17 protein-coding genes are annotated in these 19858 nt (G+C 62.7%); 6 read left to right on the plus strand and 11 right to left on the minus strand.

All coding sequences use genetic code 11. The features are described from left to right. Positions 1 to 7 precede the first annotated feature (7 nt). Positions 8 to 1345 carry an endonuclease/exonuclease/phosphatase family protein gene (locus tag ACIPOO_RS24180; RefSeq protein WP_400610317.1) on the plus strand — a complete coding sequence of 446 codons (1338 nt, stop codon included), beginning with the start codon at positions 8 to 10 and terminating at the stop codon, positions 1343 to 1345. Between the two features lie 134 nt (positions 1346 to 1479). Here ACIPOO_RS24180 and ACIPOO_RS24185 read toward each other — a convergent pair whose 3' ends face one another. The 5 genes from ACIPOO_RS24185 to katG form a co-directional block, all read right to left on the minus strand. Then, positions 1480 to 3924, minus strand: coding sequence for a TonB-dependent siderophore receptor (locus tag ACIPOO_RS24185; protein WP_400610451.1), 2445 nt, complete (start codon positions 3922 to 3924; stop codon positions 1480 to 1482). Positions 3925 to 4061: 137 nt separating this feature from the next. After that, on the minus strand, positions 4062 to 5066 hold the full coding sequence (locus tag ACIPOO_RS24190) for a FecR family protein (protein WP_400610319.1): 1005 nt from the start codon (positions 5064 to 5066) through the stop codon (positions 4062 to 4064). Between the two features lie 49 nt (positions 5067 to 5115). Beyond that, positions 5116 to 5616, minus strand: a complete 501-nt coding sequence (locus ACIPOO_RS24195) for a sigma-70 family RNA polymerase sigma factor (protein WP_274132816.1) — start codon at positions 5614 to 5616, stop codon at positions 5116 to 5118. Positions 5617 to 6243: 627 nt separating this feature from the next. Further along, positions 6244 to 6867 carry a glutathione transferase gene (gene yfcF, locus ACIPOO_RS24200; RefSeq protein ID WP_400610321.1) on the minus strand — a complete coding sequence of 208 codons (624 nt, stop codon included), beginning with the start codon at positions 6865 to 6867 and terminating at the stop codon, positions 6244 to 6246. A gap of 171 nt (positions 6868 to 7038) precedes the next feature. After that, a complete protein-coding gene (gene katG, locus ACIPOO_RS24205; RefSeq protein WP_400610323.1) occupies positions 7039 to 9300 on the minus strand; it encodes a catalase/peroxidase HPI in 2262 nt (753 codons plus the stop codon). Between the two features lie 276 nt (positions 9301 to 9576). On the opposite strand from katG, the gene ACIPOO_RS24210 reads away from it, so the two are divergent. Further along, on the plus strand, positions 9577 to 10011 hold the full coding sequence (locus ACIPOO_RS24210; RefSeq protein WP_400610325.1) for a GNAT family N-acetyltransferase: 435 nt from the start codon (positions 9577 to 9579) through the stop codon (positions 10009 to 10011). Between the two features lie 20 nt (positions 10012 to 10031). Here the strand turns inward: ACIPOO_RS24210 and ACIPOO_RS24215 are convergent, their stop codons facing one another. Then, the gene (locus ACIPOO_RS24215) at positions 10032 to 10973 is read right to left on the minus strand and encodes a DMT family transporter (RefSeq protein ID WP_400610327.1); all 942 of its coding nucleotides are present in this window, start codon (positions 10971 to 10973) and stop codon (positions 10032 to 10034) included. Between the two features lie 92 nt (positions 10974 to 11065). Here ACIPOO_RS24215 and ACIPOO_RS24220 point away from each other — a divergent pair, with 92 nt between their 5' ends. Further along, a complete protein-coding gene (locus ACIPOO_RS24220; RefSeq protein WP_274132807.1) occupies positions 11066 to 12010 on the plus strand; it encodes a LysR substrate-binding domain-containing protein in 945 nt (314 codons plus the stop codon). A gap of 7 nt (positions 12011 to 12017) precedes the next feature. On the opposite strand, the gene ACIPOO_RS24225 is transcribed toward ACIPOO_RS24220, so the two are convergent. The 3 genes from ACIPOO_RS24225 to ACIPOO_RS24235 all read right to left on the minus strand — a co-directional run bounded on the left by ACIPOO_RS24225 (position 12018) and on the right by ACIPOO_RS24235 (position 16070). Then, positions 12018 to 14423, minus strand: coding sequence for a TonB-dependent siderophore receptor (locus tag ACIPOO_RS24225; protein ID WP_400610329.1), 2406 nt, complete (start codon positions 14421 to 14423; stop codon positions 12018 to 12020). A gap of 190 nt (positions 14424 to 14613) precedes the next feature. Beyond that, on the minus strand, positions 14614 to 15564 hold the full coding sequence (locus ACIPOO_RS24230; protein ID WP_400610331.1) for a FecR domain-containing protein: 951 nt from the start codon (positions 15562 to 15564) through the stop codon (positions 14614 to 14616). Then, complete coding sequence (locus ACIPOO_RS24235) at positions 15561 to 16070, minus strand: sigma-70 family RNA polymerase sigma factor (RefSeq protein WP_400610333.1); 510 nt, start codon at positions 16068 to 16070, stop codon at positions 15561 to 15563. Before ACIPOO_RS24235 ends, ACIPOO_RS24230 begins: the two co-directional genes overlap by 4 nt. A gap of 146 nt (positions 16071 to 16216) precedes the next feature. Here ACIPOO_RS24235 and ACIPOO_RS24240 point away from each other — a divergent pair, with 146 nt between their 5' ends. From ACIPOO_RS24240 to ACIPOO_RS24250, 3 genes are all read left to right on the plus strand, one after another. After that, a complete protein-coding gene (locus tag ACIPOO_RS24240) occupies positions 16217 to 16726 on the plus strand; it encodes a thioredoxin family protein (protein ID WP_400610335.1) in 510 nt (169 codons plus the stop codon). Between the two features lie 131 nt (positions 16727 to 16857). Beyond that, a complete protein-coding gene (locus tag ACIPOO_RS24245) occupies positions 16858 to 17319 on the plus strand; it encodes an Hsp20 family protein (RefSeq protein ID WP_274132800.1) in 462 nt (153 codons plus the stop codon). A 139-nt stretch (positions 17320 to 17458) separates the two neighbouring features. Beyond that, positions 17459 to 17812, plus strand: coding sequence for a hypothetical protein (locus tag ACIPOO_RS24250; RefSeq protein ID WP_274132799.1), 354 nt, complete (start codon positions 17459 to 17461; stop codon positions 17810 to 17812). A gap of 383 nt (positions 17813 to 18195) precedes the next feature. Here ACIPOO_RS24250 and yghU read toward each other — a convergent pair whose 3' ends face one another. Continuing rightward, on the minus strand, positions 18196 to 19035 hold the full coding sequence (gene yghU / locus ACIPOO_RS24255) for a glutathione-dependent disulfide-bond oxidoreductase (RefSeq protein WP_400610337.1): 840 nt from the start codon (positions 19033 to 19035) through the stop codon (positions 18196 to 18198). Between the two features lie 333 nt (positions 19036 to 19368). Further along, positions 19369 to 19770: an ester cyclase gene (locus tag ACIPOO_RS24260; protein WP_400610339.1), complete on the minus strand. Its 402-nt coding sequence runs from the start codon at positions 19768 to 19770 to the stop codon at positions 19369 to 19371. Between the last annotated feature and the right edge of the window lie 88 nt (positions 19771 to 19858).

A 19858-nucleotide genomic window follows, 5' to 3' on the forward strand; every position in this document is an offset into this window, starting at 1 on the left:
CCCGCCCATGCCCGTTGACAACACGATTCACGATTACACCTCGATGCAGCTACTGCCATCCTTGAGCGCAACAGATTTCGCGACACAGCTGGAAGTCATCGTGACCGATATCTTCGCCCTGCTGCCCACCAACCCGGAGACTGCACGGCATACGGCTGCCTGGCTGGTTTACTACCTGTCGACCCATTGCATGCGCAGCGCCAACGACCCCGCGCAACGCAGCTACGCACTGGTTCTCAGGTCAACCTTCAGTCGCCTGTACAACGAAGCCGGGATCATCGCTCACATCAATGCCGTGCACCCGCGGGACAGTTACCCGCTGTTGCTGAGCTTCTATCACCTTCACCACGCATTCATCATGAACGGCCTGCGGGCGCCCTTTGGTCCTCAGACCCTCGATTACGGCGACGCCCTGAGAATGCTGCAGTTCGCCGTCGGTGCCGCGCACGGTCCCTGGCATGCCCGGATCCACCTGCAAGGCGGCATCCGTGATTATTACCACGCCCTGATTCGCGACGATGGTCAGGACGCGTTGATCGAACTGGGCAGACCCCGCGTCGCAGGGAATCATCCGGTGAACGTCGCGACCTGGAACATGCAGGGGGCTGCGGAAGCGACCGATACCAAGTGGCGCACGTTCGTCCTGCAACTGGCTCGCGCCAATGCGGTAGTGGCCTTGCAGGAGGTGGGGGTAGTGCCAAGGTCGGCGCCTCTGGCGAACCGAATTGCTGTTCTGGACCAGTTCGGCACAGCTTTCGAGGTGGAGCACTACCGTTGGAACGCCGGCACGGATACGCGCCCGGAGCGATATCAGATCTTCTTTGTCAATGTTCAACGCTTGCGGGTCAACCTGGCCATCGTCGTCTCTGAAGCCAGCGGACTGGAAATCGTGAGGCCCGTGCTGATTTCAGACGGTTTGCCAAACAGCGAGAGCGGCCGATTCAATCGCCCCGCGCTGGGCCTGCAGCTACGTTTCCGGTCAGATTCCCAGGAACTCTTCAGCGTCTACAGCTTTCATGCAATCTCCGGCGGGGGTGTCAACGCCCCGCGCATGCTGCGCGAAGTCAGTTGGCACACGCCTTCGCGCTTTTTCATGACGGGAGACTTCAACAGGGACCCACGCCAAGGCCCACCCGGTTCAACGCAACGGCGAGGCAACTGGATTTCCCCACCCGACATCGCGCAACTGGCGCTGCCCGCTTCCGAAACCCACCCCAGTGTCGCCCCGCTGAACATGCTCGACTATGCCGTGGTCAACGGCACTGAGCCTTCAACTGGCAGAGTACTCCCGGCGGGACCGTCAGATCACCGGGCCGTGAGTTTTCGGTGCAATTTCCCGGGCTGACCCGGGCCAAACCGATTGTCAAATCATCCCGTAGCAGCACGGCTTGCCGGCGGGAGCGGTGTGTCTGGCAATGGATTCTTGTCTGACACACCGCCCCCGCCGGCAAGCCGTGCTGCTACGGGGCTCGGGCGGCCTTAGAACCCCACGCTCGCCTGCACGAAGAAGGTACGCGGCTGGCCCAGGTAGATCCCCGAGTTGTTGTCGCTGGAGCGGGTGAAGTACTGGTGGTCGAAGACGTTTTTCACGCCTGCACCCAGCTTCAGGTTGGACATGCTTTTGCCGAAGTCGTAGGCGCCACGCAGGTTCCAGGTCACGTAGCCGGGGATGTTGCCGTACTGGCCGTCAGCCGAAGGCTCGGTGATGTAGTTGCCATTGAAGCTGCCATCGGCGTTGGTGCCGGTGCCCGGGGCGCGCTGTTTCGATTGGGCGAAACCGTCGAGGTTGTAGGTCCAGCGGTCGACTTCATAACGCAGGCCCACGGTGGCCACCTGACGGGAGTAGAACGGCAGGTCGCGGCCCTTGAAGCCCGGAATGTCGCCTTCATAGGTGGCGCGGGTGTAGGTGAAACCGGCGTTGGCGGTCAGGCCGGCCAGGCGTGCATCCAGGGCGCTGAGGTCATAGTGCGCCGAGGCCTCGATGCCCTGGTGCTTGGTGGCGCCCAGGTTGGTCCAGCCCACGTCGTTGCTGATGTATTGCAGCTCGTCGTCGAAGTCGATGTAGAACGCCGTCACCTCGCCGCCCCAGGTGCCGTTGTCGTAACGGGTGCCGAGTTCGTAGGTCTTGGCCTTCTCCGGTTGCAGGCCGCTGGCGGTGTCATTGCCGATACCGCCCTGGGCCACCTGGAAGTATTGCAGGCTGCCGAAGGAAGTTTCGTAGTTGGCGAACAGTTTCCACTCGTCCGACAGGTGATACATCACGCTCAGCGCCGGCAGCGGTTCGTTGTTGTTGACGCTGCGATCCTTTTCCTGCACCCGCACACCGTTGGTGCCCAGCACAGGGCGTTCATGCCAGTCGGTGCTGATGCGCTCGAAGCGAATGCCTGGTGTGATGGTCCATTTGCCCACGTCGATCTTGTCGTCGATGTAGAACGCCGTCGCTTCGGTGCCGCCGGTGCGGTCCTGATAGACGTGACCGTCGGAGCCAGGAATCGCCACCGGGGTATTGTTGACCAGCCCCAGGCGCGAAGCCTGCTCGTGCATGGCTTCTTTCAGATAGCGCGCACCCACGCTGACTTCCTGGGTGGTCGGCCCCAGATCCAGCACGTGGGATACCCGAGGCTCGATACCAAAGGTGTGGTAGCTGCGCGGGAACGAACCCAGGGTCTTCTGATCGCGGGCGGCAATGTTGCTGCCACGGAAACTGTCGGTGTAATAGGTCAGCACCTCGGCCTGGGTCGAGTCGTCGATCTGACGCTTGTACTTGATCGACACGTCCTTGCGCCGCCCTGTGAAGTTGTCGTAATCACGGTCGGACTGGTACGGGTTGGCGTCGAACTGGCGCTGGGTCAGGCCGCCCGGCATGTCGGCCTTGGCGTCGTAGTAATGGAAGTTCACCGACAGGTCGTCTTCTTCGGTCAGCGCCCAGTGCGTCTTGAGCAGTACGTCGTCGATGTCGTTGTCGTTGTTGCTGGATCGATAGCCATTGCCATTGACGGTGGAGTACAGCAGGGCCGCACCCAGGCCGTTGTCCGCAGTGCCGCCGATGAACATGGTTTCCAGATTCTTGTAGCCACCGTGGCGGCTGGTTTCGATGGTGCTGCTGAGGTCACCGCTGAGTTTTTCAGGGATGGCGCGGGTCACGAAGTTGATCACGCCGCCGACGTTCTGCGGCCCGTAGCGCACGGAACCGGCGCCGCGCACCACGTCGATGCTGTCCAGGTTGCCCGAGGAGATCGGCGCCATGGACAGTTGCGGCTGGCCGTAGGGCGCAAACGCCGCCGGCACGCCGTCAATCAGCACGGTGGAGCGTGGCGACAGGCGCGAAGTCAGGCCGCGCACGCCGACGTTGAGGGAGATATCGCTGCCACCGGTGCCGTTGGATTCCTGCACCTGCACGCCGGGAATCCTGCGCAGCACATCGCCGACGTTCTGCGCGCCCTGCTCGACCATCGCCTGACGACGCACGACGGTCCGCGCGCCAGGATGGTTCTGCACCACCGCCTGGTCGGCATCGCCGAGCCAGTCACCCACCACCTTCACTTCCATGGGGGCGATTTCCATGCTGCCTGAGGTCGCGGCGGCGCTGGTTCCGGCAGGCTTGAGCACCACAGTGTCAGCGGAGATTTCGTAATCCAGGCCGCTGCCCTTGAGCAGGGAACGCAGGGCCTGCTCCGGCGACAGGTTGCCATCGACTGCCGGGGCCTGCTTGCCGGCGACCAGATCAGGACTGAAGAACAATTGCAGGGAGGTCTGCTGACCCAGTTGACTCAACGCAGCGCCCAGGGACTGAGCCTGGATGTGAATCGCCGTCGGCGCGCCTTCGGCAAAGCTGTTACTGGCACCCGTGCCCACGGCAAAGGCCAGGACCCACGGCAGCCAGCGGGAGGATGGCGAAGATGGCAGTGAGCGACTGACAGCCAGTTGAAGCGCGTTGAGTCTATTGTTTTTCACGTCGTTTCTTGTCCTGAAGTCCAGAATGCGGAGCCTGTCTGCGAATTTTTGAATGCTAAGCAATCGCAGTTGGACAAGAAGACGAAGGGCGCGAAAAAAACCTGAATCTATTTTGAAAAAATTTCCTGGCTGCCATCGGCCAGGGTTCGCACGGCCACTGGCAGGATGCTTGGCAAGGCGCGCAACAGAGCGTCGGTGTCATCGGATTTGAAGACGCTGGTCAGGCGCAGGTTCTCGGTTTTGCCCGGCGCGACCCGCAGCGGTTTTTCCCGATAACGCGACACATCCCGAACCACATCCTTGAGCGAGGCATCGTTGAACACCAGCTTGCCGCCGCGCCAGGCGGTGATCGCTGCGGTGTTGACCGCCGATGCCGGGGTCACCTTGCCGCTGGCGTCGATGTTCGAGCCCAGCTCTGCGGTCAGCGTGACCTGGTTGCCCGGCTCGTCGGCACGGCCCTTGACCTTCACCGTACCGGATTCCACCGCCACTTGGGTCAGGGCCGGATCGCGGCGCACATCGAAACGGGTGCCGGTGACCGTCACCGAGCCCTGGCCAGTCTGCACCACGAAAGGTCGCGAAGGGTCGTGTTCGACGCTGAACATGGCCTCGCCTTCGGCCAGCTCGATCTGCCGGCTGTCGCGGTAGAAATGCACCTTCATGCGCGTGCGGCCATTGAGGTCCAGCACCGAGCCATCGGGCAAGGCCACCTGGCGCCGTTCACCCAGGACCGTGGCGAACTCTTCGCTGTAGTCGGGCTTGGGGTTCACACCCAGGTACAAGGCACCTGCGCCCACCATCGCCACCAGGCTGGCGGCCACGGCGTAACGGATGAACGCCCTGCCCGTCGCGGGTTTCGGAGGGCGCAACGGCGTCGGCGCGTCGGCTTCGCACAGGGCTTCAAGACGGGCACGGGGCAGCAGGTCGGCGGCGCCCCAGAGGTTGTGCAACAGGCGGATTTCATGGGCGTGCTGGTCATGCTCGGCCAGCCAGCTTTCGAAACCGGCACGCTCCTCGGCAGGCAGGTCGCCATCGCGCGAGCGGGCGAACCAGAAGGCCGCCTGATCGCGTACAGCATCGGCGCCACATGGGCATTCACGGTCCGTCGTCATGGCATTTCCTGAGCTGATAAAAGGCGGGCCTGTTCCCGATGACAAAGCTTCATTTCGCCGAGGCATCCAGCCGGTCACGCAGATGGCGAAGTGTGCGGATCATATACTTTTCCACCATGTTCTTGCTCAAACCCAGCCGTTCGGCGATTTCGAGCTGGCTCAAGCCTTCGAGCTTCTGCCAGATGAACACCTTGCGGCAATTGAGCGGCAACTCGGCCAACGCCCGCTCGACGGAGTCGGCCAGTTGAACGGCATGCATGAACGCCTCCGGGTCACCTTCGTGGCCGGCTGAACTGTCGATGGAGTGTGTTTCCAGCTCCTGGCGCCGGTCTTCCCGTCGCCAGGTGTCGACCGCAATGTTGCGGGCCGTCTGGTGCAGATACGCGCGAGGCTGCTCGACACTGGCCCCACCCGACTCCAGCACGCGCACGAAGGCGTCGTGGGTCAGGTCTTCGGCCTGATGACGGTTCTTCAGACGGCGAGTCCAGGTGCCCACGAGCTCTTCGTAGTGATCAAGAAAGCCTTTGCTTCGCGGCAGCTTGAGAGTCATGGGATGGGGGCATGGGGAGAAAGGCGCGAATGGTAATAGTTATTATTAAAAGCCGCAATGCGCGTGTCTCTCCCGGCACAGCCCTGACAGGCGCGCCATGGCGCCTGATAGGGATATCAACCCGGCGGGATGGTTGCCAGCATGCCGATGCCGATGGTCAACGCCAGAAATCCCAACAGAAAAAGCGTCATCTTGCCCATGGGGCCACCTCTCATTGACAGATTTGCGGTACAGGTGAAAACACCTGCCTCCAAGGCTTCGGGCCGGATTGGGCGAGTGCCTTGATGTGGGATCGATTGTGGAGGGATGTGCTGTTTCAGTACAGATTCAGGCTGATGTGAAAAATACGGATCAGATGAATATCTAATCCTGCTCCGGTATGCACAAGACCCCAGGATGATCGCATCATCCAAGGTGTACCGATAACCTGTGGGAGCGGGCTTGCCCGCGAAGGCGTACGACCTGACGCCTTGATGGTGCTTGATCCACCGCCTTCGCGGGCAAGCCCGCTCCCACAGATCCGAGCCGGGCAAACATCGGAGGTACACCTGAAAACCGTAGCAGCACGGCTTGCCGGCGGGAGCGATTTCAAGGACGCCCCCGCGGGCGATGTGGTGTCTTGAGCATTCAGCGCCGCATGTTTAGCCATGCCTGGACGCTGGGCCGCTGCCATTGGCGTTGTGCGTACTGGACCAGGGCAGGCGGCACGTCGTCGCCGTTGAGAATCAGGCGGTTGAGCATCAGGGCCAGGTCCACGTCGGCAATCGACCATTCACCGAACAGGTATTCCCGGCCATCGGCAAGCAAGGTGCTGGCGGCGTCGAACAGCTTGCTCACGGCGGGCGCTGCTTCGGCGGTCAGGGGTGGCCGCTTTTGCCCGCAGAACACCACTTCTGTCGAGCGCTGCTGACGGATGGGCATCAGGTCACTGCGCAGCCAGGCCTGGATCTGCCGCGCGCGGGCGCGCTGTTTAATGTCTTGCGGGAACACCGGCGCCTGCGGGAAAGCCTCTTCCAGGTACTCGATGATCGCGCTGGATTCGGACAGGGCGAAATCCCCCTGCACCAGTGTCGGCACGCGCTGGGTCAGGGACAGATGGGCATAGTCTTTGGCCTGATGTTCGCGGGCGCCCAGGTCCAGGGCAATCAATTCGAAATCAATGCCCTTTTCCTTGAGCACCACGAACGCCGACATTGCGTAGGGGCTGGTGTATTGGGCATCGACGTACAAGCGAGTGCGGGCAGTGTTCACGACTTGATCTCCATATTCAGGGAACGCAGTTGCAGGGAAAGCCAAACTACGAGAACCGCTGCGCCCTGTACAAATCAATTTTTTCATGGGCCTAGTCCCGAGCGGAATACAAACGACAACGCCGCCTCAAACGGCGGCGCTGTAGTTCACTCAAGCCAGGCCGAGCCCGGATCAGGCCAGGTCGAAACGGTCCAGATTCATGACCTTGGCCCAGACTTTCACGAAGTCCTTCACGAACCGTTCCTGCGCATCGGCGCTGCCATATACCTCGCTCAGGGCCCGCAACTGCGCGTGGGAGCCGAACACCAGATCCACGCGGGTGCCGGTCCATTTCACCGCACCGGTCTTGCGATCACGGCCCTCGAAGGTTTCGTTGCTCGGTGAAGTGGCCCTCCATTCCACGTTCATGTCCAGCAGGTTCTTGAAGAAGTCGTTGGTCAGCGCTCCCGGTTGCTGGGTGAAGACGCCGTGCTTGCTCTGCCCGACATTGATATCCAGCACCCGCAGGCCGCCCAGCAGCACGGTCATTTCCGGCGCGCTCAGGGTCAGCAGTTGCGCCTTGTCCACCAGCAGTTTTTCCGCCGACACCTTGTACTGCCCTTTCAGGTAGTTGCGGAAGCCGTCGGCGATGGGTTCAAGAAAGCCGAACGATTCGACGTCGGTCTGCTCCTGCGACGCATCGGCGCGGCCCGGGGTGAACGGCACGCTGACACTGTGCCCTGCGTTCTTCGCCGCCTGCTCGACGCCCGCAGCACCGGCCAGCACGATCAGGTCCGCCAGTGAAACGTGCTTGCCACCGGCGTTGAACCCCGACTGGATGCCTTCAAGGGTGGACAGCACTTTAGCCAGTTGTTCGGGCTGGTTGGCCGCCCAGTCTTTCTGTGGCGCCAGACGCAGACGCCCGCCGTTGGCGCCGCCGCGTTTGTCGGAACCGCGGAAAGTGGAAGCAGCAGCCCACGCGGTGGACACCAGTTGCGACACCGACAGCCCCGACTCCAGCACCTTGGCCTTGAGCGCAGCCACATCGCTGTCGCTGATCGGCGGTTGCTTGGCGTCCGGGATCGGGTCCTGCCAGAGCAGTTCCTCACCGGGCATTTCCGGGCCCAGGTAGCGTGCCAGCGGTCCCATGTCGCGGTGGGTGAGCTTGAACCAGGCGCGGGCGAAGGCGTCGGCCAACTGCTCGGGGTTTTCCTTGAAGCGCCGGGAGATCGGTTCGTAGATCGGGTCGAAACGCAGCGCCAGGTCAGACGTCAGCATGCGCGGTTCCTGCCGTTTGGCCGGATCGAACGCATTGGGAATCTGCCCTGCCCCTGCACCGTTCTTGGGTTTCCACTGATGGGCACCCGCCGGGCTCTTGGTCAGCTCCCAGTCGAAGTTGAAGAGGTTTTCCAGGTACTCGTTGCTCCATTTTGTGGGCGTCGAGGTCCAGGTCACTTCCAGGCCGCTGGTAATGGCATCGATGCCCTTGCCGCTGCCGAACTTGTTGCGCCAGCCCAGGCCCTGCTCTTCCAGCCCTGCGGCCTCGGGCTCTGCACCGACGTTGTCGGCCGGGCCTGCGCCGTGGGTCTTGCCGAAGGCGTGGCCGCCGGCGATCAGCGCGACGGTTTCCTCATCGTTCATTGCCATGCGGCCGAAGGTTTCACGAATGTCGATGGCGGACTTGACCGGGTCCGGGTTGCCTTCCGGGCCTTCGGGGTTGACGTAGATCAGGCCCATCTGCACGGCGCCCAACGGGTTTTCCAGAATGCGCTCGCCCGAGTCGGTGCGGCTTTCTTCTTCCGGGCGCTTGGCAGGCTCGGCTACCAGATCGCCCTGGCCCGGCTGCTCCATGGCCTTGTGCGCGCCGTAGCGTTCTTCACCGCCGAGCCAGGTGGTTTCCGAACCCCAGTAGACGTCCTCGTCAGGCTCCCACACATCAGGCCGCCCGCCGGAGAAACCGAAAGTCTTGAAGCCCATGGATTCCAGCGCGACGTTGCCGGTGAGGACAATCAGGTCGGCCCAGGAAATGTTGCGGCCATACTTCTGTTTTACCGGCCAGATCAGGCGCCGGGCCTTGTCCAGGCTGACGTTGTCGGGCCAACTGTTGAGCGGCGCAAAACGCTGCTGCCCCGCGCCTGCGCCACCCCGGCCATCGGCGGTGCGGTAGGTGCCGGCGCTGTGCCAGGCCATGCGCACGAACAGCGGGCCATAGTGCCCGAAGTCGGCTGGCCACCAGTCCTGGGAGTCAGTCATGACCGCCAGCAGGTCCCTTTTGACTGCGGCGAAGTCCAGGCTCTTGAAGGCCTTGGCGTAATCGAAATCCTCACCCATCGGGTCGGACAGGGAAGAATGTTGATGCAGGATCTTCAGGTTCAGCTGGTTCGGCCACCAGTCACGGTTCGTCGTGCCACCACCGGCTGCATGGTTGAACGGGCATTTCGATTCAGTTGCCATGTTTGATCTACCTTTGGTCGGTGTCACCCGGCCCCCACAGCCACTGGAGGCTGAATGAACTCAGTAGTTTTTTTATCGCCTTATCAGGTTTGAACTGGACGGCAATCGCCGACGCTAGATCAAGGGTAGACGCCTTCTCCCAGAGGTCTAATAGTCAGAGCATTCGGCCCTGATAGAGAGACTCTGTTAGCCGCGCCTGGCCTTGCAACGGGGCTGTCATATCTGGCGCTCATGGCTCTGTTACCCTGCCCGGCCACCCTGTGCACAGGACCTGCCATGATCCACATCCGCATGATGACCCTGGACGATTACGATGCCGTGATTGCCCTGATGAATATGACCCCCGGCATTTCCATTCGCGACGCCGACTCGCGGGAAGCGACCGCCCGCTACCTGGCGCGCAACCCGGGCATGAGTTTCGTCGCCCAGACCAACTCAGGCCTGTGCGCATGCGTGATGTGCGGGCACGACGGGCGACGGGGTTATCTGCAGCATTTGCTGGTGCTGCCGGATTACCGGGGCCAGGGCATTGCCAACCGCCTGGTGCAGCGCTGCCTGTCGGCGCTTGAAACATTGGGTATCGAAAAATGCCACCTGGACGTGCTCAAGACCAACCACCCCGCTGCCGAGTTCTGGCAGCACCAGGGCTGGAAGCTGCGCACCGACATCGACCGCTATTCCTTCACCCGACCGGGCAAAGACAACGCCTGAAGCAGTTCGAGGCAACGGGCTCAGCAGCTCGGCAGCTTGACCGCAGGCACCCGATGGCGGCTGGCCGCCCAGACCACGCCGCCGACCAGCAGCGAAATCGACAGCAGTTCCATGAGGCCGGGGAAATGCCGGGTGTAGATGAACCCGTAGACACAGGCGAACAGCGTCTCCATGACGATCAACTGGCCACTCAGTGACGAGGCCATGCGCCGCGAGCAGGCGTTCCACAAGCCATTGGCCAGCCACGAGCCACAGAATGCCAGGTAAGCGCAGACCCAGAAGAACGTCATCCAGCGGCCGCTCTCGACCTGGCTCGGCATGAGGTCGGGAAACAGCAGCAGCGCCACGGCGCCGAACAGCACCGCGACAACGCCGGTGACGATACCCATCAGGGTTGACCACTCGCTGCTGTTGAACTGGCTCTGCCTGAGGTAGCGCGCGTTGCGCGTGGCGAACCAGGACCAACTGAAGACCGCGCAGAACCCGCACGCCAGGCCCAGCGCCTGGGACCACAGGGAGCTGCCCGTTGCGGCGCTTGCCGTGTGCCCGAGGCTGATCGATGAGATGCCGAGGAAGACCATCAGCAGCGGCAGCTTGAGTTTGCCAAGGGGCAGCGAGCCTGCGTCGCCTCGGGCAAGGTAGGTGATCGCGATCGGCATCGTGCCGTTGATCAGCGCGCCGGCGGTGACCCCGCACAACTGGATCGCCGCGCCCAGCAAGGCGTAGTTGAGTACGTTACCGGCCAGCGACAGGCGCAGCAGCAACATCAGGTCGGCGCGGGTCAGCCTGGCGAACAGGCGTGAGGCGAACGGCAGCGCAATCAGCAGTGAAATCAGGCCGTACAGGGCAAAACGCGCGCTGCTGATCAGCACCGAGCTGAATTCCGGCAACAGCGAGGGGCCGATGATCACCCCGCCCCAGATGGCAGCCGCCAGCAACGCAAACCCGATCCCGCTGTTCATGTGTTCGACTCGAAAGGCAGTTTGCCCAGATTCTATCGGTGGCCAAACCTGCGCACATGCGATAAAAATTCAGCGACACATTCCCCCACGGAATGTCATGGACATCCCGAAGCCCCTGGAGAGTCGCCATCAACCGCTACCTGCGCACCCTGCCGCCCCTGGAAACACTGATCACCTTCGAGGCGGTCGGACGTCACGCAAGCTTTACCGGCGCGGCCTCAGAGCTGTTCATCACGCAAAGCGCCGTGAGCAAGCAGATGCGCCAGCTGGAGGCTTCGGTGGGCGTGGCGCTGTTCGAGCGCAAACCCCGTGGGGTCGCCCTGACCCAAGCGGCAGAGGAATTGCTCGTGACGGTCAACGTGATGCTCGCCAGCCTCTACCAGAACGTCACGCGTATCCGTAACGTGCACCAGTCCAACGCCGTTTCGGTGCTGGCGACCCACGCGCTGGCGCAGTTCTGGCTGTTTCCCAGGTTGATCGAATTCAACAAGGCCTACCCCGACATCGCCGTGCACGTGCATGCGATCAACGAAATCGACGAGGCCAGCCTCAACGACTTCGACCTAGGCGTGCTCTACGGCGCGGGTGAATGGGCGTCGCTGAACAGCGATTTCCTGCTGCCAGAGATCGTCTACCCCGTGGCGCACCCGTCACTGAACGTTGCGGGTATCCAGACGCTGGAACAACTGGCGAAAGCCAACCTGGTGCAGATCGATACGTCGGCCTGGCATTGTCTGGATTGGCAACAGTGGTTCAGACACCTGGGGCACGACTACCTGCCGCCGGACAAGGCGCCAGTGTTCAACCAGTTGACCCTGGCGTTTCGCGCCGTGCAGCAAGGCATGGGCATCGGCCTTGCCTGGACCTTCATGGGCGACGAAGCGATCGCCAAGGGTGAACTGCAACGGGTGACCGACTTTGAATGCATCACCGGGTTCGGCGAGTACCTGGTGTCGGTCAGGCACCGCAGTCTGTCGCCCTCGGCCGAGGTCTTCCGCCATTGGCTGCTGGCGGCGACTGCGGCCGAGGCCGGCTGATTGGTCATCAGAAGCCGATGGTCGCCGACAACAGATAAGTACGCGGCGTGGCCAGGGTCAGGCCCGGTTCGCTGTCATCCGATGCACCGGCCGAACTCCAGTAGCGCTTGTCCAGTACGTTCTCGACGTTGGCCCGCAGCGTCACCGACTTGCCTTCGACCTTGAAGGCGTAGCGGGCGCCGACGTCGAAGCGCTCCCACGAGTCGATCTCCTTGCTGTTGGCCTGATCCAGGTACTGCGAGCTTGAGTAGATGCCGCGCCCGGTCAACGTCAGGCCCTGCACCCCCGGCACGTCGTACTCGGCGCCCAGGTTGACGTTGTACTTGGGGGTCGCCGGGGCGCGGTTGCCGTCGAAGGTGCCGTTGGTGGTGTGGGTCAGTTCGCTGTCGATGTACATCACACCGCCCAGCAGGCGAACGCCCTTGAGCGGTTCGCCAAACACCGTGACCTCGGCACCGTCGTTCTGGCGCTTGCCGTTGGGGCCGAACACCCGCGTGATGGAATTGGTCTCGTAGGCAGGCTGCTTGATGCGGAACACTGCCGCCGTCAGGCCAAAGGTGCCCTGATCGTACTTGGCGCCGAACTCGACCTGGCGGCTGATGAAGGGCGGGAAAATCTCGTCTTCGTTGATCGAGGTGGACGGCGCGATCTTGCCCTGGCTCAGGCCCTCCATGTAGTTGGCATACAGCGAGACCTGATCGGTGACCTTGTAGAGGATCCCGCCCGAGGGCGAGACCTTTTCTTCGTCATAGGAGGTGATGCCTTTCACGCCGTCGCTCCAGTCATCGACCTTGACCCGCTGCCAGCGCGCGCCAAGGGTCAGCAGCAAACGGTCATCGAAGAACCCCAGGGTGTCGGACAGCGCCACGCCGCTGAAACGATTTTCGGTGTAGACCCGGGCGTCCTGGCGCGTGGGGTTGACGGGCGTTGGCGTGTCCACCGGGTTGAACAGGTTGCTGGGCGCCGAGGCGTAGCGCGCACCGCCGTTTTCGAAGTCCATGTAGAAGTAGCTGGCGGCCAGGTTGAGCTCGTGGCTGACGGGACCGGTGTGGAACCAGTTGCGCACGCCAGCGGTGGCCGTGCGCACGTTTTCGTCCCGGGTGAAGTCCCGGGGCTGGACGCTGAAGTCACCGGCGTTGTTGGTGATCGACACGGCGTGCCGCAGGAAGTCGTGATTGCTTTTGCGCGCCCCGACGCCGCCGTAGAGCATCACCGATTCATTGACATCGTACTCGGCGTTGACGGTGCCGAAGGTGTCTTTGGTGCGTGCCTTGCTCCAGGCCTGGGCGTAGTTGTGCCGTACATCGTTGGGGTTGGGCACCCTGGCGTTGGTGCCGATCTGCACCCGCTCCTGCGGCGCGTCGGTGTCACGCTCGGTGTGGCCGACATCGGTCGAAAGGCGCAGCCGGTCACCGCGGAAGTCCAGGCCGAGCACGGCCATTTCCCGGTCGACGCTCTGGTGGTCCCATTCGGTGTCACCGGACTGTTTCACCCCGTTGAAGCGGATCCCGAACTGGTTCTCGTCGCCGAATCTGCGGCCCACGTCCAGCGCGCCACCCACCTGATTATTGGAGGCGTAGAGGGTGGTCAGTTCGGTGAGGGGCGTGTCACCCGCCCGCTTTGGCACTACGTTGATCCCGCCGCCCACACTGCCTCGTGGCGAGATGCCGTTGATCAGTTGGCTCGGCCCCTTGAGCACATCGACCCGCTCGGCCATTTCCATGTCGATGGTGTAGGTGGGCAGCACGCCGTACAGGCCGTTATAGGCCACATCGCTGTTGAACAGGCTGAAGCCGCGAATGGTGAACTGCTCGTAGCGCCCGCCTGCCGGGTTGGTGGCGCGAACCGACGGGTCGCTGGCGATCAGGTCACCCAGGGTGCGCGCCTGTTGGTTCTTGACCGTTTCCTGGGTGTAGGTGGTCATGCTGAACGGGGTGTCCATGAAGTCCTTGTCGCCCAGCAGCCCCTGGGAACCGCGCCGCGCCACCTGGCCGCCGGCGTAGGACTGGCCGTCGCCGGCCCCCGCCGTCGCGCCGAGAATGGACGTCGGCGCCAGTTGCAGGCTGCTGCCTTCCGACGCGGGGGTCAGGGTGTAGGCCTGCTCGCCCACCGGCACCAGCTCAAGGCCGGAGCCTTGCAGGAGTCGGCGCAGGCCCTCTTCCACGCCGTATTCGCCGGACAGGCCTGGGCTGTCATGGCCGCTGACCAGCGCCGGGTCCACCGAAAGATTGACCCCGGCAAGGCCGGCAAACCGGGTCAGCGCTGCGCCCAATGTGCCGGCTGGCACCTGATAGCTGCGGCGCTGGGTAGCGTCGGCCCAACTGGTGGCGGCCAGGAAGGGGCTTGAGCTCAAGGTGAACAACAGCCCCAGGTGCAGCAGCGGGCGCAAGCGATAAGGCGAAACGGCGGACATAGAGGAAAGCTCTCGTATTTTGTTCAATTACCTTCAATGACCGGTGAGGTTGAAAAAGGGGACAGGGGGATGTGTTTTCTTTTTTGAACCGGGCTGATTCAAGACCGCTCCCGCGGGCAAGCCCGGCTGCTACGGGGGTTGGGGTGTTGCCGGGATTTGCGTCCGCCCCGATCCCGGTTCGCGTTGCCACTCACACGCGGCTGGCGCGGGGCACCAGGGTTACCCAGTAGCGGGTTCGGGTTTTTACCTCGATCGGCAGGCTGGCGGCGAGCAGGGAAAGCACCCGGTCGGTGTTGTCGATGCGAAAGCTGCCGGTGACGCGCAGGGCTTCAAGCTCCGGCTCCCAGCGCAGCAGGCCGGTGCGGTAGCGCGACAGCTCGCGCAAGAAATCCCCCAGGGGCTGATTCTGGGCCATCACCACACCGTCTCGCCAACCGGGAGCGATGTTGTCGAAGGGGCTGACCGGCCCTGCCCCGCTCACCTGCAGATCGACTTGCTGGCCCGCCTCCAACAACAGTGCAGGCCCTTGCAACGGCAACAGACGGACCCTGCCACTGACCACCGACACCCGGCAGTCATCGCGGCTCAGACGGACGCAGACTTCACTCTGGCTGACCACCACCCGGCCATACGGCCCCTGGATGGTCAGCGCCGACTCACCCGGTACCTTGAGCGCGATTTCACCCCGGACCAGGGTCAGGCGGCGTGCAGCCATGTCCAGGTTCACCGCGCTGGCGGTGTTCAGCTCCAGCGTACTGCCATCGGCGAGGACCACGCGCTTGTGCTCGCCGGTCGAGGTTGAAAGATCAGCCTGCCAGGCATCCAGCGGCAACTGGCGGCTGAGCATCCAGGCAGCGGGCGCCAGCGCGGCCAGGCCCAGCGCACCTTTGAGCAGCGCCCGCCGGCCTGGCTGGGGACGGTCCAGCGTCGCCATCGCCAGACGGGTCGGCAGGCCGTTGAAGCGCTGCCGCAGTTGCTCGACCTTCTGCCACGCCTGCTCATGGCTGGCATGGCTGTCGCGCCAGTGTTGCAGTCTCAACCGGTCGGCTTCGCTGGCATCCCCCGATTCGAGCAGCGCCAGCCACTGCGCTGCCTTGCGCACGACCTCACGTTCCTGGCCTGCGGGCGCGGCACGGTTCACCAGTCCACCAACAGGCAATGCTCATAGGCATGCGCCATGTAGCGTTTGACGGTGCGCTCGGAAACGTCGAGGCGCTCGGCAATCTCGCGATAGCCCAGCCCTTCCAGCTGGCTCAGGAGAAACGCCCGACGCACCATGGCAGGCAGCCCGTCGAGCAATTCATCCAGGGCCTGCAGGGTTTCGAGCAGTACCCAGCGCTGTTCCGGCGAAGGCACGCATTCCTGTGGCAACTGCGCCAGCGCCTCCAGATAGGCTTGCTCCAGACTGCGGCGGGTGTAGAAATTGCTCAGCAGGCGCTTGCCCACCGTCAGCAGATAGGCCCTGGGCTCGCGCAATTCGCCGAGCGGTTGCGAACTGCCGAGTACCCGCACGAAGGTATCCTGGCTCAGGTCGGCCGCATCCCAGGCGTTGCCCATGCGCCGCCGCAGCCAGCCTTCGAGCCAGCCATGGTGGTCGCGATACAGGGCATCGAGAGTGGGTTGCGGGGGCGGCGCGGCGTCGGACATCTAAAGACTCGGTAGGAAAGCGCGACTCAAATGAGACTGATTCTAATTAGTGATCTGGATCAACAACAAGCTCTTTTGGCGCAAAGGTTGCCGCCCGCCGACAATTCTGCTGGGATGAGCCATCCGTTTTTCACAGAGCACTGACCATGGCGTCCTATAAAGACCTCTTCGAGTATGGGGAGCATTTCGAGTCGTTCGTCGCCCGAGGTTTCCCGACAGAAATCGCCGCGATCCGCGACATGCAGCACAAGCTGGCCGAGCAGCAGGCCATCAGCCTCGCCAGCCAGCAGCGCCTGCTTGCGGTGCAGGCGACCTTTCATCTGCTGGTAGTCGGCGAAATGTGGTGCCCGGACTGCCAGATCAACATCGCAGTCATGGATTACCTGCAGCGGGGCAAGGCGAATATCGACCTGGCGATCATCTCCAAGGGCCGCGCGGAGAATGAACTCAAGCAGCGCCTGGACCTTGAGCGCATTTCGATCCCGCTGGTGCTGGTGCTCGACGAACAGTTCGAGCCGGTCGGACGATTTGTCGAAAGCCCGCAGGCGGTCATCGAGGGTGGTGACGCCGTGAAAGCCGACTACCGGGCCGGCAAGTATCTGGAAAGCACCTTGCAGGACTTTCTGGCTATTTTCGAAGAGTCGGCACAGGGCTAGATCACCCTGCCCTTTGCCGCAAAATGTGTCGCCATGCTTGTGTTTTCCGGCAGGTAAGCCTAACTGATTGCAGTACTGAGCCCGAAAGCGACTCCGTCTTGATCACTTGCGCAATGCCAGGAGATTTTGACATGGCGACTGCAATCACCCTAGCGCCCCTGCTGCGCCAATCCGTAGGCTTCGACCGGCTGAGCGACCTGTTCGAGTCGGCCCTGCACAACGAACCCTGCACCTGCTATCCACCCCATAACATCGAGCGCTACGGCGACGATCACTACCGCATCGTGGTCGCGGCCGCCGGGCTGTCGGCGGACGACCTGGACCTGCGGATCGAAAAAAGCGTGCTGATCGTCTGCGGCGGCGAGCGTTCGGCAGACGCCGGCGCCACCTACCTGCATCAGGGCATCGCCCATGGCGCCTTTCGCCTGGTGTTTCACTTGGCTGACCATATCGAAGTCCAGGGCGCGACCTTCGAAAACGGCCTGTTGATCATCTTCTTGCTGCGCGTGGTGCCAGACGAGATCCGCCCGCGGCACATCAAGATCAACAGCCCGGGAGATGGCCCGGACCGGCGGCAGATCGATCGGCACTGAGCGTCAGCGCAATTTGATGGAACTCACCCGCGCCCAGCGGGCCATATACCCTGTACGCCTCTGCAACGGGCCTGACCGGGGAGGCACGCATGGACAGCTGAGACTGTCTGTTGGCATCCACTCGCATACAGGTGACGCAGTGAATACATTTGTCTCGCTGGAAAAACTGGGTAAGACCGATCTGCACGATTATCACGAAGTCTGGATCACCACCTCCGAACGCTGGCCACAGGACCCCGAAACCGCGCAACGCATGTGCCTCTGGCGCGTTGACCGCGAGCTGACCCGGGATGTGGAAATCGATGAGGTGTATTTCCAGAACCTGCCGAGGCTCTGGTTGCTGGTGGACGACCTGCACGACACCGCAGCCGTCGCCGGCATTGAACAGGCGCTGACCCTGCGCCTGGACGAGCAGAACCTGGAGGGCGAATTTCACCCCGCAGAACAAGACAAGGTGCCGTGCGGAGACAAACACACCGATTTGCGCAGTTAACCCCGTAGCAGTCCGGCTTGCCGGCGTCGGCGATTTCAAAGACGCCGACGCCGGCAAGCCGGACTGCTACGAAATCGGGGCGCGATCAAATTCGGGAGGTGCACCGATAACCTGTGGGAGCGCGCTTGCCCGCGAAGGCGTAAGCCGTGACACCTCGATGGCGCCTGATTCACCGCTTTCGCGGGCAAGCGCGCTCCTACAAATTCTGGCCCATGCAGTGACTGAAGATACCCCCGCTACGGAATCGGGGCGGTCTCAAATTCGGGGGGGCACCGATAAGCTGTAGGAGCGCGCTTGCCCGCGAAGGCGTCAGCCCTGACGCCTCGATGGCGCCTGATTCACCGCTTTCGCGGGCAAGCGCGCTCCTACAGATATTCGTCATGTCAATCCAGATCCGATGCCTGGTGGCGTTCAGGCACCTGGTTGCCTTCATCGCCCCATGTACGGTTGACCCGCAAGCCACGGATCACGGCCGGGCGTTTGGCGATTTCCTTGGCCCAGCGTTGCACGTGGGTGTACTCGTGGGCGGCGAGGAATTCGGCGGACGAATACACGTTGCCCAAGGCCACCTGGCCGTACCATGACCACACCGCGATGTCGGCGATGGTGTAGGTATCGCCCGCCAGGTAACGGCTCTCACCCAGGCGGCGGTCGAGCACGTCCAGTTGGCGCTTGGCTTCCATGGTGAAGCGGTTGATGGCGTACTCGATCTTCTCCGGCGCGTACACATAGAAGTGCCCGAAACCACCCCCCAGATACGGCGCCGCACCCATCTGCCAGAACAGCCAGTTGAGCGTTTCAGTACGCGCAGCCGGCGCCTTGGGCAGCAGGTCGCCGAACTTTTCCGCGAGATACAAAAGGATCGAGCCCGACTCGAACACCCGCACCGGCGGCTCGACGCTGCGGTCCAGCAGTGCCGGAATCTTGGAGTTGGGGTTGATCTGGACGAAACCGCTGGAAAACTGATCCCCCTCACCGATCTTGATCAGCCAGGCATCGTACTCGGCGTCCTTGTGCCCAAGGGCCAACAGCTCTTCGAGCATGATGGTGACCTTCACCCCGTTGGGCGTGGCCAGGGAATACAGCTGCAACGGCTGCTTGCCCACCGGCAGGGTCTTTTCGTGGGTGGGGCCGGCCACCGGGCGGTTGATGCTCGAGAACTGGCCACCGGACGGTGCCTCGTATGTCCAGACCTTGGGGGGAACGTAGGCAGCTTTGGTCATGAAACGAACCTCTTGATTGAGTCACGGCAGCGTCAGGCCGCGCAGTGAAAAGGCAAAGGAAGAGAAAATGAGACCGGGCACAAGCGTGAGCAGTTCAGGGCGGGTGTCGACCAGTCCCCTGCTGCGTTGCGTGGACGAACCTTACCGCGTCAGGCAGCCGGTCGTCACTCGATACGGGTGTCCGACCCTGAGGGCAAACGTTAAAGTGCTACCGAATTCGAGCAAAGACGTTCGCCTGCATTGAAGCGGCCGGACGCCCACGAGGTGAATCTGACGATGGACAACGCCATCCCTCACCTGCAACAGCGCTTGCTGCAATACGTGCTCGCCTCGTCAGGGTGAATCATTGCCCAGCTGCGCCCTGACCGCCTCCTTGTCGATCACCGAAAACACCTGGGCAATGCGCCCGTCGCGGATTTCATAGAAGACGTTTTCGGTAAAGCTCACCCGCTTGCCGTTAACCGGCAAGCCAAACAACTCCCCTACAGGCGTGCAATCGAAACAGAGCCGCGCCGCGATGTGCGGTGGATCCGCGATCAAAAGATCGATCACGAAGCGCAGATCCGGGATGGCGCGAAAATCGTTTTCCAGCATCTCCCGGTAGCCTGACAGGCCGATGCGTTGCCCGTTGTACTGCGCCTCCTGATGCACGAAGCGGCCTAGCTCAGGCCAGGCCTGCCGGTTGAGGCAATCGATGTAGCCGCGATACAGCTCGCTGATGTCCTGTCTGGTCATAGGTAACGGCCTGTCGTCGGTGGTATCTGGCATTGGGCGTCTCGGGCCGCGGTTGGTTCACACCCAATTGTTACGCCATAAGCAACAG

This window comes from Pseudomonas sp. NPDC090201 (assembly GCF_044746825.1).
Classification (GTDB): domain Bacteria; phylum Pseudomonadota; class Gammaproteobacteria; order Pseudomonadales; family Pseudomonadaceae; genus Aquipseudomonas; species Aquipseudomonas putida_AD.

Excerpts from the sequence above, each read along its gene's own strand:
- ACIPOO_RS24225 (WP_400610329.1), bottom strand. The coding sequence starts at position 14,423 with ATGTCCGCCGTTTCGCCTTATCGCTTGCGCCCGCTGCTGCACCTGGGG.
- ACIPOO_RS24220 (WP_274132807.1), top strand. The coding sequence starts at position 11,066 with ATGTCATGGACATCCCGAAGCCCCTGGAGAGTCGCCATCAACCGCTAC.
- ACIPOO_RS24245 (WP_274132800.1), top strand. The coding sequence starts at position 16,858 with ATGGCGACTGCAATCACCCTAGCGCCCCTGCTGCGCCAATCCGTAGGC.
- ACIPOO_RS24215 (WP_400610327.1), bottom strand. The coding sequence starts at position 10,973 with ATGAACAGCGGGATCGGGTTTGCGTTGCTGGCGGCTGCCATCTGGGGC.
- katG (WP_400610323.1), bottom strand. The coding sequence starts at position 9,300 with ATGGCAACTGAATCGAAATGCCCGTTCAACCATGCAGCCGGTGGTGGC.
- yghU (WP_400610337.1), bottom strand. The coding sequence starts at position 19,035 with ATGACCAAAGCTGCCTACGTTCCCCCCAAGGTCTGGACATACGAGGCA.
- ACIPOO_RS24180 (WP_400610317.1), top strand. The coding sequence starts at position 8 with ATGCCCGTTGACAACACGATTCACGATTACACCTCGATGCAGCTACTG.
- ACIPOO_RS24210 (WP_400610325.1), top strand. The coding sequence starts at position 9,577 with ATGATCCACATCCGCATGATGACCCTGGACGATTACGATGCCGTGATT.
- ACIPOO_RS24260 (WP_400610339.1), bottom strand. The coding sequence starts at position 19,770 with ATGACCAGACAGGACATCAGCGAGCTGTATCGCGGCTACATCGATTGC.
- ACIPOO_RS24240 (WP_400610335.1), top strand. The coding sequence starts at position 16,217 with ATGGCGTCCTATAAAGACCTCTTCGAGTATGGGGAGCATTTCGAGTCG.
- ACIPOO_RS24190 (WP_400610319.1), bottom strand. The coding sequence starts at position 5,066 with ATGACGACGGACCGTGAATGCCCATGTGGCGCCGATGCTGTACGCGAT.
- ACIPOO_RS24235 (WP_400610333.1), bottom strand. The coding sequence starts at position 16,070 with ATGTCCGACGCCGCGCCGCCCCCGCAACCCACTCTCGATGCCCTGTAT.
- ACIPOO_RS24195 (WP_274132816.1), bottom strand. The coding sequence starts at position 5,616 with ATGACTCTCAAGCTGCCGCGAAGCAAAGGCTTTCTTGATCACTACGAA.